Genomic DNA, 16,223 nt, shown 5'->3' with positions numbered 1-16,223 from the left:
ACGTGAGATCGATGCCGGGGCCGCGCTGGTGTGATGCGGTTGGATGGAGCCGAGCACAGGAGGCGCTAGTGGGTGTGAGGACCGGTCTGGTCTCGGTGACGTTCCGCCAGTTGGGTGTCGAGGAGGTCGTCGACGTCGCCGCGGGGGCAGGGCTGGCGGCGATCGAGTGGGGTGGTGACGTGCACGTCCCGCTCGGCGATCTGCCCGCCGCCCGGAAGGCGCGGGCGCTCTGCGAGGAGCGTGGGCTGGCGATCGCGGCGTACGGGTCCTACCTGCGGGCCGGCAGCGTCGACCGCGAGGAGATCCGGACCGCGGTGAGCACCGCCGCCGAGCTCGGCGCGCCCCGGATCAGGGTCTGGGCCGGCACCGTCGGTACGGCGGACGCCGGCGTCGGCGACCGGATGGCGGTCACCCGCGGCCTGGCCGAGCTGGCCGACGTCGCGGCCGGGGCCGGGATCGAGATCGCGATGGAGTTCCACCGCGGCACGCTGACCGACGAGGTCGACTCCACGATCACGCTGCTGCTGGACGTCGGCGCGCCCAACCTCACGACGTACTGGCAGCCCCCGGTCGACCTGGACGAAGCGGCCTGCCTGGAGCAGCTGGAGGCGCTGATGCCGTGGCTCAGCACCGTCCACGTCTTCTCCTGGTGGCCCTCGAACCACCGCCTCCCGCTGACCGGTCGCGAGTCCTTGTGGCGCCCGGTCCTGCAACGCCTGGCGCGCGAGGACCGCGAGATCAACGCCCTGCTCGAGTTCGTCGCCGACGACTCGACCACCCAACTCGCCACGGACGCCGCGAGCCTGCACGCCTGGGTCTGAGCCGCTGCCTCACTTGGCCGGGGTGTAGACGGCCAGGATCAGCTTTCCCTTCTTCGGTGTGCCTTCCGTCCGCGTGAGGGTGACGGTGTTGCGGGGAGCGGCCGTCCAGGCGTCGGTGGTCAGGCGCCAGTTCCCGCCAGGCGAGTCGCCACTGTCCAGGAGGTTGAAGCCTCTGATGGCGCCGGACAGGTGGATGGGAGTGTCGACCGAGCCTTTGACCGAGGCGGCGCCGAAGTCCGAGCTGCCGTAGCTGATCAGGAACGGCTGCCCGTCCGGAGTGTCGACGGCAACCTCGCGGGCGGTAGTGGCATCCACGGCCCTCAACTCGGCGAGGCGGTAGACGCTGCCTTTGTACTCGGTCACCTCGTCCAGGGCGACGCCGTCCACGGTCCGTTGCGCGCCCTTCTCGTAGACCGCAGCGGCGATCCGGGCCCCCGGGACCGAGGCCGGCCGACCCTTGGGATCGACCAGCCGTGCGACCACGCTCACGGTCTCCCCGGCCCTGGCAGGGCTCGGCAGGGTGACGCCCGCGCTACCTCCGACATCGATGCTGTCGGCGAAGCACGACATCGTCCTGACTATCCCGTTGATCCTCACCTCCAACTGGTACTGCGGATCGTCCGGGCCGTCGTTGGCGGTGCAGAAGTCGCGCAGGGTGATCGGACGGCCGGTGGAGACGAAGCTGGTGGTGAGCTGGTTCTGGCCGGGCCGTCCGGCGGCCGCGGCGAGACGGGTGTCACCGCCGACCCTGGTGCGGAACGCGAGGCCCTCGATCTCCAGGTCGGCCGGATCGGGCGCGGGTGCGACTCGGCCACCGGCGTTCGGGCCCTGTCCGTCGTCGCCCACTCGGTAGAGGCCGACGGCGAGTTGTGCGGAGCTGTCCTCGACCGCTCGCCCACGGGAGTCGACGATCCGGACGGAGACAGTGGTGACCTGGTCGAGCGGCAGGTCGAGCCAGAGCGGTGAGTTCGGGCGGACCCGGTGAACGCCGTACTGCTCGGGCGACGCCGGTGCCGGACCCTGCGGCGCATCGAAGGTCTGCCCTTGCGGGCTGCAGGTTGCCTCGGTGACCACCCGGCCACCGATCCGGACCTGGTACTTCGGGACGCGTGGCGAGTAGCAGTAGACGTAGACGCCGAGGTCGCGCGTGGTCGGTGTCCAGCTGAAGTTCAGGTTGGTCTGTCCGACGATGCCGATCAGCGGATGGTCGAGCCGGCTCGTGCCGAGGGTGCCCGGGACGGTGAGGCCCTCGCGGACGTGGTCCGCCGGACCGGGCGCCGGCGCGCCGGGCAGCAAGATCATGCCGAGGGCAACCATTCCGGCGACGACGGCCGCGGCGAGCGAGCCGCCCACCCGACGGCGGCGGCGGGTGCGGATCCGGCCGGCGCGGCGGCGCAGGGTGTCGAGCGGCGCGGGCTCGGCCAGGTCGATCTCGTCGGCCTGGTCGTGCAACCGGTCGCGGAGTTCGTCGAGGTTCATGACCGCTCCAGGGCCTGGTCGAGGACAGCGGGATCGATGCGGAGCTTCGCCAGGGCGCGGCTGGTCTGGCTCTTGACGGTGCCGACGGAGCAGCCGAGCAGGTCGGCGGTCTCGGCTTCGGACAGGTCCTCGTAGAAGCGCAGGACGACGACCGCGCGCATCCGGCGGGGGAGCCTGCGGAGTGCGCCGCCGAGGTCGGTGCGCAGATCCGCGCCGGTCTCGCCGCCGTCGGCGGCGTACTGGGGGAGCTCCTCGGTCGGGTACTCGGCGTTCCAGCGGCGACGCCACCAGGCGGTGTAGGTGTTCACCATCGTCCGGTGGACGTACGCCGCGGGGTCCTCGATCCGGTGCCAGGCGAGCCAGCACTTGGCCAGCGTCGCCTGCACCAGGTCCTCGGCCAGCGCCCTGTCCTGGGTCAGCAGGTACGCGGTCCGCAGCAGGCTGCCGTACCGGGTGGAGGCGAAGTCCTCGAACTCCACCCGGCCTTCCTTGGTCATCCGCACACTGTCACGAGCGGCTGGACCGTTCAGGAGGTTGCATCACTTCACAGGGGTGTATAGCGCGAGGATCAGTTTGCCCTTGGTCGGGGTGCCCTTGGTGATCTTGAGGGTGACGGTCCTGCTGGGGCCGGCCCAGTTGCCGTCGGTGTACATGCCCCAGCTCTTCATCGCGGCGTCGCCGTGATCGGTGGAGAGCATTCCCTGACCGGAGAGGCCGTCGAGGGTGCCGTCGACGTTCGCGCCCAGTGCGGTGCTGCCGTAGCTGACCAGGAACGGGGTGTCCGCGGAGGTGCGGAGCGAGACCTGCCGGGCGCTCTTGGCGTCGACGGCTTGGATGTCGGCGAGCTGGTACGTCGTACCGGCGTACTCCGTCCGCTCGTCGACCGCCGTTTCGTCGTAGACCCGCTGAGGGCCCTTCTCGTAGATGGCGAACCCGATCCGGGCGCCGGGGACGGTGACCGTGCGGCCGGACTTGTCCGTGAGTCGCGCGGTGACCTCGACGGTCTTGCCGGGTCGGCCGATCCCCGAGAAGTCGCCGCCGCCTCCGCTGCCGACGTCGGTGCTCAGGGCGACGCACCCCGAGACGCGTTCCTTTCCGCCGACGTTCACCCGCAGGTCGTACGGGTAGTTCGGGACGCCGTCGTTCGCGGTGCAGAAGGCGTCGACCTGGATCGTGCGGCCGGTGGCCTGGTAGCTGCCAGAGAGCTCGTTGACGCCGGGCTTGCCGCCGGCCGCGGTGAGCAGCGTGTCGCCGCCGATCGTGGCGCGGAACTTGAGGCCGTTCTCCTCGCGGTCGCCCGGCGCGGGTTTCGGCGTCGCGCCGGTCGCGCCGGGGATCGGGTCGCGGTGGCCGGCCTGGTAGATGCCGACGCCGAGCTGGGCGCTGCGGTCGTCGATCACCTTGCCGGCGTTGTCGGTGAGCTGGACGTTGACGGTGGTGGCCTGGTTCAGCGGGACGTCGAGCCACACGGCCGCGTCGGGGCGGATCTGGAGGCCGTCGACCGGGTCGCTGTAGGCCACGTTGCACGGGCCGGACGCGGCCTCGCGGCCGCCGATCCGTACGGCGTACCGGGTCTCGCCCGGGGCGGCGCAGTAGGAGTAGACGACGACGTCGTTGGTGGTCGGCGTCCAGCTGAAGCTGCCGCGGGGCTCGCCGACGGCGCCGATCCACGCCTGGTCGAGCCGGTCGGTGCCGACCATGCCCTTGAGGGTGACGGAGTCGCGGGTGTAGTCGTCGGGAACGGTGTCGGCCGGGTCGGGGGCGCCGGTGGTCAGGCTCGGCGCGATGGCGATGCCGAGGGCAACGACCGCGGCGACGGCGGTGAGCGAGCCGGCCACGCGGCGGCGCTTGGTGCTGCGGATGCGGCGGCGTACGCCGGGCAGCAGGTCGCTGGGTTCGACGGTGCCGGCGCGGTCGGAGAGCTCGTCGCGCAGGTCGGTGAGATTCATCGCGAGGTCTCCTTGTCGGCGAGTTCGGCGGACGGGACGGCGGACTCGCCGTCGGTGGTGCCGACTTGGTGGGTGGGCACGGCGGCTGCGCGGGTGGGCGGTGGTGGGTCGATCAGGTTCGGATCAAGGCGCAGCTTGGCGAAGGCCTTGCTGGCCTGGCTCTTCACGGTCCCGACGCTGCAGCCGAGGATGCGCGCCGTCTCGGCCTCGCTCAGGTCCTCGTAGTACCGCAGGACGACGACCGCCCGCTGCCGCCGCGGAAGCTGCTGCAGCGCCCGCCACAGATCCGTCCGCTCCGCGGCGCCCGTGCCTTCCGGCCCAGCGGACTCGGGCAGCTCGTCGGTCGGCTGCTCACCGTTCCACCGGCGTCGCCACCAGGTGGAGTAGGTGTTCACCAGCACCTTGCGCACGTACGGCTCGGGATCCCCGCCCTCGATCCTGGACCACGCGAACCAGACCTTGGCCAGCGCTGTCTGCAACAGGTCCTCGGCCAGGGCGTGATCCTGGGTCAGCAGGTAGGCGGTCCGCAGCAATCTGCCGGACCGCGCGAGCACGAACGCGTCGAAGCTGTCTGCAGTCGTCACCGATCGCTCCCCGTCGTCAGTGCGCACAGTGCCGCCACGCACAGTGAGCGTGCTCTCATCGATGGTCACATCATGGCTGACCAGTCGGTCCGCACAATTGGTTGCCTGTTGGTCAAAAAGTTTCCGCCGAGGTCTGGCCAAGCGGCAGATGATGCCGCAAAACTGGCCGGTGACAGCGCGTTTTCGCCCCGATCGCGTCCCCCGGAGGTTCTCCGATGTCCGTTCGCACCTTCTTGTCCAAACCCCTGCCGAGGATCCTCGCGATCCTCGCCCTGTTCGCCGCCGTCGCCGGTACGGCGGTCACGACGCAGGTCGTCACCGCGACCAAGGCCCACGCCGACGGCTGCTACACCTGGAACCGCACGCTCAGCCAGGGCGCCAGCGGTGAGGACGTCCGCCAGCTCCAGATCCGGATCGCCGGCTACCCGGGCTACGGCGCCCACCTCGCCACCGACGGCGCCTTCGGCCCGGCCACGAAGGCCGCGCTGCAGCGCTTCCAGTCGGCGTACGGGCTGGGCTCGGACGGCATCGCCGCGGCGGCGACGTACACCAAGCTCTACTCGCTGCAGGACGACGACTGCACGCCGATCCACTTCACCTACGCCGAGCTCGACGACGGTTGCGGGGGTTCCGGGTACGACGGCGGCCCGCTGTCCGAGGCGGCGACCCGGGCGAACGCGCTGCAGACCATGTGGCAGCTCGAAGCCATGCGGCACGCACTCGGCGACCAGCCGCTCAGCATCAGCAGCGGATTCCGCAGTACGCCGTGCAACGCCTCCGTCGGCGGCGCGAGCAACAGCCAGCACCTGTACGGGCGGTCGGCCGACCTGACCGGCGTGCACTCGTTCTGCAAGCTCGCCCAGCAGGCCCGCAACCACGGCTTCGGCGGCATCCTCGGTCCGGGCTACCCGGGCCACAACGACCACACCCACCTCGACATCCGGACCAGCAACTTCTGGTCCGCACCCAACTGCGGGATCTAGCGCACCGGCTTCACCAGCTGAGCCAAAGTGATCCCCGCCGGGCGATCCAGGTGCTCGGCGCTCAGCCCAGCGGCTCGAGCGCCGAGCACGTCCAGCTCGAAGTTGTCGCCGATCATCAACGTGTCGGCCGGCTCCACGCCGAGCAACCCGCAGGTCGTCAGGTACGCCTCGGGGACCGGTTTGCCGAAGCCCAGCGACTCGGTGGTCGCGACGACCTCGACGAACGGCGCCAGGCCGATCGCCGCCAGCTTCGCGTTCTGCTGGACCGTGCTCCCGTTGGTCAGTACGCCGATCCGCCATCCGTTGCCCCGAGCAACTTCCAGGGCGGGCCGGGCGTCCGGGAACGCCGCCCAGTTCGACCGGTAGTGCCGCAGGTAGCCCTCGAAGATCTCGTCGAGCTCCTCGTCCCCGCCCGGCACAGGTCGTCCGAGCACCGGCAGGAACGCGTGCAACCGCGCTCGTCGCTGCCCCTGGTGGGTCAGCTGCCCGGTCACGAAGCGGTCGTAGCAGTCCTGCTCGATCTCGAACCACCGCACCGACAGCTCGTCGGACCAGTCGACGCCGAGGTCGGCGACCCAGCGCCTGAGCGCCGTACCGGCGGAAGTGGTGTGGTCGAAGAGCGTGTCGTCCAGGTCGAAGATGACCGCCTTCATCCCTGCGTCACCGAGTCCCGGTTGAGCTCGCGGTGGTTCGCGTACCCGGACAGCGCGAGCGTGAGGTCCAGCTCGGCGAGGAAGCAACGCAGGACGTGCTCGACGCCGGCCTGGCCGGCCAGCGCGAGACCGTAGAGCAGCGGACGTCCGAGCAGCACGGCCTTCGCGCCCAGCGCGAGGGCCTTGGCCGCGTCCGACCCGGTCCGTACGCCGGAGTCGAACAGGACCGTGAGCTGCTCGCCGACCGCGTCCGCGATCGCGGGCAGTGCGTCGAGCGAGGCGATCGCGCCGTCGACCTGGCGGCCGCCGTGGTTGGACACGACCACGCCGTCGACGCCGTGCTCGGCGGCCAGCTTCGCGTCGTCGACCGACGTGATGCCCTTGAGCACGATCGGGCCGTCCCAGTTGTCGCGCAGGAAGGACAGTTCGTCCCAGCCGAGGCCGACGTTCGGGAACATCTGCGCCCAGTGCATCACCGCCGCGCCCGGGTCCTCCGCGACCGGCTTGGCCAGCTTCGCCTGGAACGCCGGGTCGCTGAAGTAGTTCGCGAGGCCTTCACCCTTGAGGAACGGCAGGAAGCCGCGGTCGAGGTCGGCCGGGCGCCAGCCGATCGTGCCGGTGTCCAGCGTGACCACCAGGACGCCGTACCCGCTGGCCTTGGCGCGCTGCAGGAAGCTGAGACAGACGTCGCGGTCGGTCGGCCAGTACAGCTGGTACCACTTGCTGTCGGCCTCGATCTGCTCGAACGCGTGGCTGGCCTGGGTCGAGTGCGTGTAGGTCAGCCCGAGCGCGCTCGCGGCCCGCGCCGTGGCCAGCTCGCCCTCGGGATGCGCGAGGGTCTGGACGCCGATCGGCGCGACCAGCACCGGCGCGGGCATCTTCGTCCCGAGGATCGTGCAGGACAGGTCGCGCTCGGTCGATCCGCGCAGCATCCGCGGCACCAGCCGCCACCGCTCGAAGGCCGCCAGGTTCGCCCGCGCGGTCGAGCCGCTGCCGGCGCTCGGGACGATGTAGCCCATCGCCTCGGCGGACAGGTTCGCCGCGGCCTGCGTCTCCAGCCGGGACAGATCGGTGGTGATCTCCGGCCGGGTGTCCTGGAACATGCCCTGCACGTAGATCGCCAGCTGATGATCACCGAAGTTGGCCATGCCGGATGTTTTCACACAGCCATGACATTCGTCAGCGGCTGATCCGGCCGTCCGGCACCTGCTTGTTCGGTGGTCCGGCGTGATGCTGACGGGGTGACCAGACGAATCCTTCCCGCCCTCGGGCTGTTCTTCCTGTCTCCGCTGGTGGCCGAGTTCCTGCTGGGGAACCTGCCGGTCACGTCGCTGTACGCGTTGTTCGCCCTCGCACCGCTGTGCGGCGGGGGAGCGGTGCTGATCCGTGAGCTGGTCCGGCATCGCGGGTGGGGGTATCCGAGCGTGGTGCTGCTGGCGCTCGCGTACGGCGTACTGGAGGAGGGGGTGACGACGCAGTCGCTGTTCAACCCGAACTACGCGGATCTGCGGTTGCTCGATCCGGGGCATGTCGGGTGGTTGGGGATGGGGGTGCCGTGGACGTTGTTCGTGCTCACCTTGCACACGGTCTGGAGCGTCACGGTGCCGATCGTGCTGGTGGAGTCGTTGTCGTCGCGGCGGCCGTGGTTCGGCCGTCGAGGGTTGGTGGCTTTTGGGGTGATCTTCGGTTTCGGGCTGGTGGTGACGACCGCGTTCCAGTTGCAGAGCGACTCGTTCATGGCGTCTGCGGGGCAGTTCGTGGGGGTCGCGGTGGCGATCGCCGTTCTGGTCGTGCTCGCTGTCCGGGCCGGTCGGCCGGCGGTCCGTGGGGCCGGAGGGGTGCCCGCGGACTGGATGGCCGGGGTGTTCGGGGTGGTGGTGTCGTCGGCGTTCATGGTGGTGGACGACGTCGAGCTCGGTGCTTGGGTTCGGGTCGGAGCGATGCTGGTGCTGTTCGCGGTCGCGGTGGTCGTCGTACGGGGGTGGTCACGGCGCGCCGCGTGGTCGGGGCGGCACTCGATGGCGCTGGCGGGTGGGACGTTGCTCACGTACGCGTGGCACGCCTTCCCGGAGCACCCGGTCGTGGATGCCTCGAAGGGTGTTGATCTGGCCGGGAACGTGGTGTTCGGGGTGCTGGCGGTGGGTTTGGTGCTGGTCTGCTGGATTCGGTCGGGCCGGTCGGTGGATGCGACAATTCAGGTGTGACATCTTCGGTGACTCCTGACACTCGCTACCGCCACGTCGGGCTGGCGCTGTTCGCGCTGGCGACGGGTGGGTTCGCGATCGGGACGACGGAGTTCGTCACGATGGGGCTGCTGCCGCAGATCGCCGAGGGGGTCGACATCTCGATCCCGACCGCCGGGCAGGTGATTTCGGCGTACGCCGTGGGGGTGGTGGTCGGTGCTCCGGTGATCGCCGCGCTGGGCGCCCGGACCGGGCGGAAGCGGCTGCTGCTCGGGCTGATGGGCGTGTTCGTGCTCGGCAACGTGCTGTCGGCCGTTGCCGGCAGCTACGAAATGCTGATGGCCGCGCGGTTCCTGTCCGGGCTGCCGCACGGTGCGTTCTTCGGGATCGGCGCGGTGGTCAGCGCGTCGCTGGTGCCGGCCAACCGGCGGGCCTGGGCGGTCTCGATGATCATGGTCGGGCTGCCGATCGCGAACATCGTCGGCGTACCGGCGTCGACGCTGCTCGGGCAGCGTTTCGGGTGGCAGTTGCCGTTCGTGCTGGTCGGCGTACTGGGGTTGCTGACGCTGGTCGCCGTGTGGTTCTGGGTGGCGCCGCAGCCGGTCGGCAGCGAGGTCAACGTGCGCAGCGAGCTGAGCGCGCTGGCCCGGCCGCAGGTGTGGATGGCGCTGCTGGTCGGGATGGTCGGCTTCGGCGGGATGTTCGCGACGTACACGTTCATCACGCCGACGATGACCGAGCTGGCCGGGTTCAGCGAGGGCGCGGTGACGATCGTGCTCGCGGTCTTCGGCGTCGGCATGACCGGCGGCACCCTGGTCGGCGGCCGGCTCGCCGACCGCGCCCTGATGCCCAGCCTGTACGGCGGCCTGGTGGCGATCACCATCATGCTCACCACCTTCGGCTGGCTTGCCCACACCCGTCCCACCGCGCTGCTCGCGGTCTTCCTACTCGGCTTCTCCTCCAGCCTCCTGATCCCCGCGCTCCAGACCCGCCTGATGGACGTAGCCCACGAGGGCCAGTCCCTCGCCGCGTCCCTCAACCACTCCACCCTCAACATCGCCAATGCTCTCGGCGCCTGGCTCGGCTCCCTGGTCCTGGCCGCCGGCTACGGCTACGAATGGCCCAGCCGCCTCGGCGCGGGCCTCGCGATTCTGGGCCTCCTGCTGGCGATCACCTCGGGCCTGATGGACCGCCGTACCGCACGCTTGGTCACCCCTTCAGGGGAGAACCAGGTGGTTTCCTGACCTGGTTTTCACCACCGGGTTGGTTGGATAGGGGTATGGCGACGATGACCCTGAGTGGGCCTGATCTGGTGCGGCGGCGTGGGCTGCGGCAGATGCGGCTGGTGGCGCTCTCCCTGCTGGTCCTGGCCGCGATCGTCTACCTCGTCACGCTGCACCGCGAGGGCGCCTGGGGGTACGTGAACGCGGCCTCCGAGGCCGCGATGGTCGGCGCGCTGGCGGACTGGTTCGCGGTGACCGCGTTGTTCCGGCACCCGCTGGGGCTGCCGATCCCGCACACCGCGATCGTGCCGACCCGCAAGGACAGCCTCGCCGAGAGCCTCGAGCAGTTCGTCACCGAGAACTTCCTGTCCGAGCAGGTGGTGGCCGAGAAGATGGCGTCGGCCGAGGTGAGCCGGCGCGCCGGTGAGTGGCTCGCCGACAGCAACCACGCCGAGCGGATCGTTGCCGAGGGCGCCCGTACGGTCGGCGTCGTCCTGCCCAAGCTCGGCGACTCCGACGTCACCGCGTTCGTCCGCGGCTCGCTCCTCCCGCGGTTCGCCGAGGAACCGCTGAGCCCGATCGCCGGCCACTTCCTGGAGTCGGTCGTCGACGACGGCGCGCACCACGCGCTGCTCGACCTGGTCTTCGACGAGGCGTACGACTGGCTGCGCGACAACCGCGACGTCCTGGCCGAGGTCGTCGGCCCGCGCGCCCCGCGCTGGTCACCGCGCTGGGTCGACTCGCTGGTCGTCGACCGCATCCACCGCGAGGCGCTCACCTGGCTGGCCGGCGTACGGGACGACCAGAACCACCCGGCGCGCCAGGCCGTCGACCGCCTGCTCGGCAAGTTCGCCGCCGACCTGCAGCGCGACCCCGAGATGATGGAACGCTTCGAGGCGTTCAAGCGCCGCATGCTCGACCACCCCGACCTGGCCCCCAGCCTCACCGCCGTCTGGGACGCCGTCCGTACGGCGCTGATCGGCGCGATCACCGACCCCACCAGCCCGCTGCAGACCCGCGCCGTCCAAGCCATCAAGGACCTGGGCACCCGCCTCCAGACCGACGACCCCCTGCGCGCCAAGGTCGACGCCCGAGCCACCGAGGCCGTCGCGTACGTCGTCCGCACCTACGGCAGCGAGATCGTCTCCGTCATCTCCGACACCATCGAACGCTGGGACGGCCGCGAAGCCTCGGCCCGCATCGAACTCCACGTCGGCCGCGACCTCCAGTTCATCCGCATCAACGGCACGGTCGTCGGAGCCCTGGTAGGCCTCATCATCCACACCGCCAGCCAGTGGTTGTGAAGTAGCACATGTGCTACCTTTGACGTATGGATGCACTGGGACTGCGCGAGCTGCGGCAGAACGCGAGCGATCTGGTCCGCCGGGCCGAAGCCGGCGAGCACCTCGTGATCACCGTGTCCGGCCGTCCCGCCGCCGTGCTCGGGCCGGCTGAGCGCGACCACTGGCGTCAGTACGACGACGTCGCGGACGTCCTGCGGGTCCGGACCGACGAGGACTGGGCCACCGATAGGGACCTGGTCGATCACGACCTGCGGGACCCGTGGGCCGAGGGTGACCAGTGAGAGCGGTTCTCGACACCAGCGTGCTGATCGGCGGTCTCGCCGAGCCGGTCGACGCCGAGCTGGCGATCAGCACGATCAGCCTGGCCGAACTGCACTTCGGCGTACTCGTTGCCAAGAGCCCGCAGGTCCGGGCCGAGCGTTTGCGCAGGGTGGCGGCGATCGAGCGTGCCTTCGAACCGTTGCCGGTCACCGATGCTGTCGCTCGCACGTACGGCGCTCTGGCCGCGGCTGTGGTCGCGGTCGGGCGTCAGCCGCGCAGCCGGGCGTTCGACCTGGTGATCGCCGCCACCGCGGCCACGCACGAGGCTGTGCTGTACACCCGCAACCCGAAGGACTTCGTCGGTCTTGACGACCACCTGCAGGTCATCGCCGTCTGAGGAGATCACATGTCGGAGTACCCGCCGCGCATCGGCAAAGTCGCTACGCGGGAGCTCGCGTTGAACGGCTTCACGACGTACGAGCAGTTGACGCACGTGACGCCCAAGGAGTTGCTGGCGATTCATGGGGTCGGGCCCAAGGCGGTCAAGATCCTCGGGGAGGAGCTGACCGCCTTGGGGTTGCGCTTCAGGAGCTAGGCGACGGTCCAGGTGTCCGAGCCGGTGATGAGGGACTGGAGGTCGCCGGTGCCCTGGGTTTCCTTGGCGGTGTCGACCTGCTGGCGCACCAGGTCGTCGTACGCCGGGCGGTCGACCTGGCGGAAGACACCGATCGGTGCCTGGTGCAGGACGCCGGCGTCGGTGAGCCGGGACAGGGCGAACGCGTACGCCGGGTCGTCGGTGTGGGCGTCGTGCACGACCAGGTCGGCCTCGCCGCCGGGGAGTTCGGCGACCTCGCGGACCGCGAGGGACGCGAAGCCGTCGCGGACGACGCCGAGGTGGCCGTCGGTGCCGAAGCGGATCGGTTCGCCGTGCTTGAGCGGGATGATCGCGTCGTCGCGGGTCTCGGGGTCCTTGATCGCGTCGAAGGCGTGGTCGTTGAAGATCGGGCAGTTCTGGTAGATCTCCACGAACGCCGTCCCGCGGTGCTCCGCGGCCGCCTTCAGCACCGACGTCAGGTGCTTGCGGTCGGAGTCGACCGTCCGGGCCACGAACGTCGCCTCCGCGCCGAGCGCCAGCGAGACCGGGTTGAACGGGTTGTCGACCGACCCCATCGGCGTCGACTTGGTCACCTTGCCGGGCTCCGACGTCGGTGAGTATTGCCCCTTGGTCAGCCCGTAGATCCGGTTGTTGAACAGCAGGATCTTCAGGTTCACGTTGCGCCGCAGGGTGTGGATCAGGTGGTTGCCGCCGATCGACAGCGCGTCGCCGTCACCGGTCACCACCCACACGCTCAGGTCCGGCCGCGCCACCGCGAGCCCGGTCGCGATCGCCGGCGCACGCCCGTGGATCGAGTGCATGCCGTACGTCGACAGGTAGTACGGGAAGCGCGACGAGCAGCCGATCCCGGACACCATCGCGACGTTCTCGCGCTTGATCCCGAGCTCGGGCAGGAACCCCTGAAAGGCAGCCAGTACGGCGTAGTCGCCGCACCCCGGGCACCAGCGAACCTCCTGGTCCGAGACGTACTCCTTGCGGTTCTGCGGCTCGGTCGCCGCCGGTACGCCGCGCAGACCACCCGGCAGACCGGGCAGCCCAAGGTCGACGGTGCTCATCGTGCTCCCTCCGACTGCTCCAGTTGTTCACCGTGCTTCAGATTCGCCGCGTCGAGCCCCAGGTGCCGCGCGTCGTCGTCGATCCCCGCGGTCTCCTCGACCAGGTTCCCGATCACCTCGGCCAGCTCCGCGGCGCCCAGCGGCATGCCCCGGACCTGCGCGTACGAGACGACGTCGACCAGGTACTTGGCGCGCAGCAGCATCGCCAGCTGACCCAGGTTCATCTCCGGGACGAGCACCTTGTCGTACGACTTCAGCACGTCGCCGAGATTCGCCGGGAACGGGTTCAGATGCCGCAGGTGAGCCTGTGCGATCTTGCCGCCGACCCTGCGCACCCGCCGTACGCCGGCCCCGATCGGCCCGTACGTCGAACCCCAGCCGAGCACCAGCACCTTCGCGTCGCCGTCCGGGTCGTCGACCTCGAGCAGCGGGACGCTGACCCCGTCCACCTTGGCCTGCCGGGTCCGGATCATCAGGTCGTGGTTGGCCGGGTCGTAGGAGATGTTGCCGGTCTTGTCCTCCTTCTCCAGCCCACCGATCCGGTGGTCCAGCCCCGCCGTACCGGGAACTGCCCAGGCACGGGCGAGCGTCTCCGGGTCCCGCAGGTAGGGGAGGTACGTCGGCTTGCCGTCATCGGTCGTCGCGTTCGGCTCGGTCGTGAAGTTCGGGTCGATCTTGACCAGGTCGTCGACCGCCGGGATCTGCCACGGCTCGGAGCCGTTGGCCAGGTACCCGTCGGACAGCACGAACACCGGCGTCCGGTAGGTGACCGCGATCCGGGTCGCCTCGACCGCGATCGCGAAGCAGTCCGCGGGGGACTGGGCCGCGAGCACCGGCAGCGGCGCCTCGCCGTTGCGGCCGAACATCACCTGCAGCAGGTCGGCCTGCTCGGTCTTGGTCGGCATCCCGGTCGACGGACCCGCGCGCTGGATGTCGCAGACCACCAGCGGCAGCTCGAGCATCACGCCGAGCCCGATCGTCTCGGACTTCAGGCTGATCCCCGGACCGGACGACGTGGTCACGCCGAGCGCGCCGGCGAACGACGCACCGAGTGCCGCGCCGACACCGGCGATCTCGTCCTCGGCCTGGATCGTCGTCACGTCGAACCGCTTCAGCTTGGACAACTCGTGCAGTACGTCGGACGCCGGAGTGATCGGGTACGCACCGAGCACCAGCGGCAGCCCGGCCCGCCGCGCGCCCGCCACCAGGCCGTACGCCAGGGCGAGGTTGCCGGAGATGTTGCGGTACGTGCCGGTCGCCATCTTGGCCGGCTTCACCTCGTACCGGACCGAGAACTCCTCGGCGGTCTCGCCGAAGTTGAAACCCGCCCGGAAGGCCGCGATGTTGGCGTCGCGGATGTCCGGCTTGCCGGCGAACTTGGTCTGCAGGAACTCGATCGTCGACTCGACCGGGCGCTGGAACAGCCAGGAGACCAGGCCGAGGGCGTACATGTTCTTGGCCCGGGAGGCGTCCTTGCGGGACAGCCCGAACTCCTTCACCGACTCCACCGTCATGCCGGTCAGGTTCAGCGCGACCACGTGGTAGGCCTCGAGCTCGCCGGTCTCCAGCGGGTTCGCGTCGTACCCGATCCGCTTCAGGTTGCGGGTGGTGAAGTCGGCGGTGTCGACGATCAGCGTGGCGCCGCGCGGCACGTCGCGCAGGTTGGCCTTCAGCGCCGCGGGGTTCATCGCGATCAGCACGTCCGGCGCGTCACCCGGGGTGAGGATGTCGTGGTCGGCGAAGTGCAGCTGGAAGGAGGAGACTCCCGGCAGGGTTCCGGCAGGTGCCCGGATCTCGGCGGGGAAGTTGGGCAGCGTCGACAGGTCGTTGCCGAACGATGCCGTTTCCGCGGTGAACCGGTCCCCCGTGAGCTGCATCCCGTCACCGGAGTCACCGGCGAAGCGGATCACCACGCGGTCCAGCTGCTTGACCTCGATGGCCATCAGTCGTGTCATCTCCAAGTCGAGCTTGGGTCGGCGGACGCCCTCGAGCGAGCCGCCGATCCCCCCGGTCAGGGCGATAGCCCAATGTTAGTTCGGCTTTTGCCACGAACCAGTGGTCGGCCCCGCCGGTCCACAGCCTGGGACAGGTGGTAGCGCAGGGGCCTGCTGTGACGTAGAGGAGTCGCTCGCTTGCCTTCTGTTGCCGCAGCAGGCAGTGTGTCTGTCGACTGCTGCGATCCACCCGGGGCAACCCGGTCTCGAGGGAGCTTGACGATGGGCGTTCGTGCCAACTTGTTCTGCGGTACGACGCGGTCCGCCCGCCGGCTGATGTCCGCCGGTACGGCGTCGCGCGCTCGCCGATTGGTGTCCGCCGGTACGGCGGTTGCGGGTGCGCTGGTGCTCGCCGGGTGTGCCGGCGTGATCGCCCCGGCGCAAAGCGCGATGGTCGCGAGCGACTCCGCGCGGGCCGCCGAGACCGCGCAGGCCGCGCCGACGCGGACGGTCAAGATCAGCAGCGTGCGGACGACGGACTACACGGCCGGCGTACTGACCGTGAGCGGTGTTCTGACGCCCGCGCCGGCCGCCGGGTCGCGGGTCGCGCTGCAGCGCTGGGACGCGGTGAAGGGCTGGCAGGAGATCGGCCACGGGACGCCGTCCGGCGCGAACGTGACGATCTCGTCGAAGCAGCCCGGCTCGATCCGGACCTACCGGCTGGCAATCGGCCCGCAGGCGCCGTACGCCGCGGCCGCCTCGGCGCCGTACGGGTACTCGCACTACAAGTGGCGTGGCCTCTTCGCCAAGCCGCTGCTCGCGTCGGGTGGCAAGGGGCGCCCCGCGTTCAACGTGGTGGCGGCGTCGGAGTCGCCGCGCCGCGCCGAGGCCGAGCTGCTTGCCGACAAGGGCGGCGTGGTCTGGGGCGACGTGAACTCGGCCGGCTGCTCCTGGGTGAAGAACTGGCTCGGCAACATCACCGACGGCACGGTCCGGGTCGCCCTGCTGAACGGCGCCGCCGTGGTCGGCTCGGTCGACCAGACCCAGGAGACCGAGACCTGGCTGAACCGCCAGATCCCCGGCGTCAACCGGCTCCGCGTCCAGGTCACCGACCTGAAGTCCGGGTACGGCCCGCAGGTCGCGCTGGACTCCATGCTGCTCTGCACCAACTAGAGTTC

General features: G+C 70.2%; 17 protein-coding genes. 9 read left to right on the top strand and 8 right to left on the bottom strand.

The features are described 5' to 3' along the window. Window positions 1-68 precede the first annotated feature (68 nt). A complete protein-coding gene (locus HDA39_RS25270) occupies window positions 69-821 on the top strand; it encodes a TIM barrel protein (protein WP_184799066.1) in 753 nt (250 codons plus the stop codon). A 9-nt stretch (window positions 822-830) separates the two neighbouring features. Here HDA39_RS25270 and HDA39_RS25265 read toward each other — a convergent pair whose 3' ends face one another. From HDA39_RS25265 to HDA39_RS25250, 4 genes are read right to left on the bottom strand one after another with little or no spacing between them, the layout of a single operon-like run. Further along, on the bottom strand, window positions 831-2,300 hold the full coding sequence (locus HDA39_RS25265; RefSeq protein WP_184799064.1) for a hypothetical protein: 1,470 nt from the start codon (window positions 2,298-2,300) through the stop codon (window positions 831-833). Then, window positions 2,297-2,797 (bottom strand): SigE family RNA polymerase sigma factor, encoded by a 501-nt coding sequence (locus HDA39_RS25260; protein ID WP_184799062.1) that lies wholly within the window; start codon window positions 2,795-2,797, stop codon window positions 2,297-2,299. Before HDA39_RS25260 ends, HDA39_RS25265 begins: the two co-directional genes overlap by 4 nt. A 42-nt stretch (window positions 2,798-2,839) precedes the next feature. Continuing rightward, window positions 2,840-4,249, bottom strand: a complete 1,410-nt coding sequence (locus HDA39_RS25255; protein ID WP_184799060.1) for a hypothetical protein — start codon at window positions 4,247-4,249, stop codon at window positions 2,840-2,842. Then, entirely contained in the window at window positions 4,246-4,833 is a 588-nt protein-coding gene (locus HDA39_RS25250) for a SigE family RNA polymerase sigma factor (RefSeq protein ID WP_337925887.1), read from the bottom strand. Before HDA39_RS25250 ends, HDA39_RS25255 begins: the two co-directional genes overlap by 4 nt. Window positions 4,834-5,048: 215 nt before the next feature. On the opposite strand from HDA39_RS25250, the gene HDA39_RS25245 reads away from it, so the two are divergent. Continuing rightward, window positions 5,049-5,816 carry a D-Ala-D-Ala carboxypeptidase family metallohydrolase gene (locus tag HDA39_RS25245; protein WP_184799056.1) on the top strand — a complete coding sequence of 256 codons (768 nt, stop codon included), beginning with the start codon at window positions 5,049-5,051 and terminating at the stop codon, window positions 5,814-5,816. Here HDA39_RS25245 and HDA39_RS25240 read toward each other — a convergent pair. Further along, complete coding sequence (locus HDA39_RS25240) at window positions 5,813-6,469, bottom strand: HAD family hydrolase (protein WP_184799054.1); 657 nt, start codon at window positions 6,467-6,469, stop codon at window positions 5,813-5,815. The genes HDA39_RS25245 and HDA39_RS25240 overlap by 4 nt on opposite strands. Continuing rightward, window positions 6,466-7,632 (bottom strand): alpha-hydroxy-acid oxidizing protein, encoded by a 1,167-nt coding sequence (locus HDA39_RS25235; RefSeq protein ID WP_337925886.1) that lies wholly within the window; start codon window positions 7,630-7,632, stop codon window positions 6,466-6,468. Before HDA39_RS25235 ends, HDA39_RS25240 begins: the two co-directional genes overlap by 4 nt. A gap of 78 nt (window positions 7,633-7,710) precedes the next feature. Here HDA39_RS25235 and HDA39_RS25230 point away from each other — a divergent pair, with 78 nt between their 5' ends. Genes HDA39_RS25230 through HDA39_RS25205 form a run of 6 tightly spaced genes read left to right on the top strand, consistent with a single transcriptional unit; the run spans window position 7,711 to window position 12,035 of the window. After that, a complete protein-coding gene (locus HDA39_RS25230) occupies window positions 7,711-8,673 on the top strand; it encodes a hypothetical protein (protein ID WP_184799052.1) in 963 nt (320 codons plus the stop codon). 8 nt (window positions 8,674-8,681) lie between these two features. Further along, complete coding sequence (locus HDA39_RS25225; RefSeq protein WP_184799050.1) at window positions 8,682-9,896, top strand: MFS transporter; 1,215 nt, start codon at window positions 8,682-8,684, stop codon at window positions 9,894-9,896. Between the two features lie 35 nt (window positions 9,897-9,931). After that, window positions 9,932-11,179 carry a DUF445 domain-containing protein gene (locus HDA39_RS25220; protein WP_184799048.1) on the top strand — a complete coding sequence of 416 codons (1,248 nt, stop codon included), beginning with the start codon at window positions 9,932-9,934 and terminating at the stop codon, window positions 11,177-11,179. Window positions 11,180-11,205: 26 nt separating this feature from the next. Next, window positions 11,206-11,460, top strand: a complete 255-nt coding sequence (locus tag HDA39_RS25215; RefSeq protein WP_184799046.1) for a type II toxin-antitoxin system Phd/YefM family antitoxin — start codon at window positions 11,206-11,208, stop codon at window positions 11,458-11,460. Next, complete coding sequence (locus tag HDA39_RS25210) at window positions 11,457-11,837, top strand: PIN domain-containing protein (RefSeq protein WP_184799043.1); 381 nt, start codon at window positions 11,457-11,459, stop codon at window positions 11,835-11,837. Before HDA39_RS25215 ends, HDA39_RS25210 begins: the two co-directional genes overlap by 4 nt. A 9-nt stretch (window positions 11,838-11,846) precedes the next feature. After that, on the top strand, window positions 11,847-12,035 hold the full coding sequence (locus tag HDA39_RS25205) for a helix-hairpin-helix domain-containing protein (protein WP_184799041.1): 189 nt from the start codon (window positions 11,847-11,849) through the stop codon (window positions 12,033-12,035). On the opposite strand, the gene HDA39_RS25200 is transcribed toward HDA39_RS25205, so the two are convergent. Beyond that, the gene (locus tag HDA39_RS25200; RefSeq protein WP_184799040.1) at window positions 12,032-13,111 is read right to left on the bottom strand and encodes a 2-oxoacid:ferredoxin oxidoreductase subunit beta; all 1,080 of its coding nucleotides are present in this window, start codon (window positions 13,109-13,111) and stop codon (window positions 12,032-12,034) included. The genes HDA39_RS25205 and HDA39_RS25200 overlap by 4 nt on opposite strands. Then, window positions 13,108-15,054, bottom strand: a complete 1,947-nt coding sequence (locus HDA39_RS25195; protein ID WP_184806539.1) for a 2-oxoacid:acceptor oxidoreductase subunit alpha — start codon at window positions 15,052-15,054, stop codon at window positions 13,108-13,110. Before HDA39_RS25195 ends, HDA39_RS25200 begins: the two co-directional genes overlap by 4 nt. A 273-nt stretch (window positions 15,055-15,327) precedes the next feature. Here HDA39_RS25195 and HDA39_RS25190 point away from each other — a divergent pair, with 273 nt between their 5' ends. Next, window positions 15,328-16,218: a hypothetical protein gene (locus tag HDA39_RS25190; RefSeq protein WP_238356141.1), complete on the top strand. Its 891-nt coding sequence runs from the start codon at window positions 15,328-15,330 to the stop codon at window positions 16,216-16,218. Window positions 16,219-16,223: the final 5 nt, after the last annotated feature.

The organism is Kribbella italica, assembly GCF_014205135.1.
In the GTDB taxonomy this organism is placed as follows: domain Bacteria; phylum Actinomycetota; class Actinomycetes; order Propionibacteriales; family Kribbellaceae; genus Kribbella; species Kribbella italica.
The sequence above is the reverse complement of the archived record's forward strand: the minus strand, read 5'-3'. Positions and strand labels throughout refer to the sequence as shown.

Coding starts and splice junctions, on each gene's coding strand:
- HDA39_RS25255 (WP_184799060.1), bottom strand. CDS start 4,249: ATGAATCTCACCGACCTGCGCGACGAGCTCTCCGACCGCGCCGGCACC.
- HDA39_RS25240 (WP_184799054.1), bottom strand. CDS start 6,469: ATGAAGGCGGTCATCTTCGACCTGGACGACACGCTCTTCGACCACACC.
- HDA39_RS25200 (WP_184799040.1), bottom strand. CDS start 13,111: ATGAGCACCGTCGACCTTGGGCTGCCCGGTCTGCCGGGTGGTCTGCGC.
- HDA39_RS25190 (WP_238356141.1), top strand. CDS start 15,328: ATGGGCGTTCGTGCCAACTTGTTCTGCGGTACGACGCGGTCCGCCCGC.
- HDA39_RS25195 (WP_184806539.1), bottom strand. CDS start 15,054: ATGGCCATCGAGGTCAAGCAGCTGGACCGCGTGGTGATCCGCTTCGCC.
- HDA39_RS25220 (WP_184799048.1), top strand. CDS start 9,932: ATGGCGACGATGACCCTGAGTGGGCCTGATCTGGTGCGGCGGCGTGGG.
- HDA39_RS25215 (WP_184799046.1), top strand. CDS start 11,206: ATGGATGCACTGGGACTGCGCGAGCTGCGGCAGAACGCGAGCGATCTG.
- HDA39_RS25205 (WP_184799041.1), top strand. CDS start 11,847: ATGTCGGAGTACCCGCCGCGCATCGGCAAAGTCGCTACGCGGGAGCTC.
- HDA39_RS25265 (WP_184799064.1), bottom strand. CDS start 2,300: ATGAACCTCGACGAACTCCGCGACCGGTTGCACGACCAGGCCGACGAG.
- HDA39_RS25260 (WP_184799062.1), bottom strand. CDS start 2,797: ATGACCAAGGAAGGCCGGGTGGAGTTCGAGGACTTCGCCTCCACCCGG.
- HDA39_RS25245 (WP_184799056.1), top strand. CDS start 5,049: ATGTCCGTTCGCACCTTCTTGTCCAAACCCCTGCCGAGGATCCTCGCG.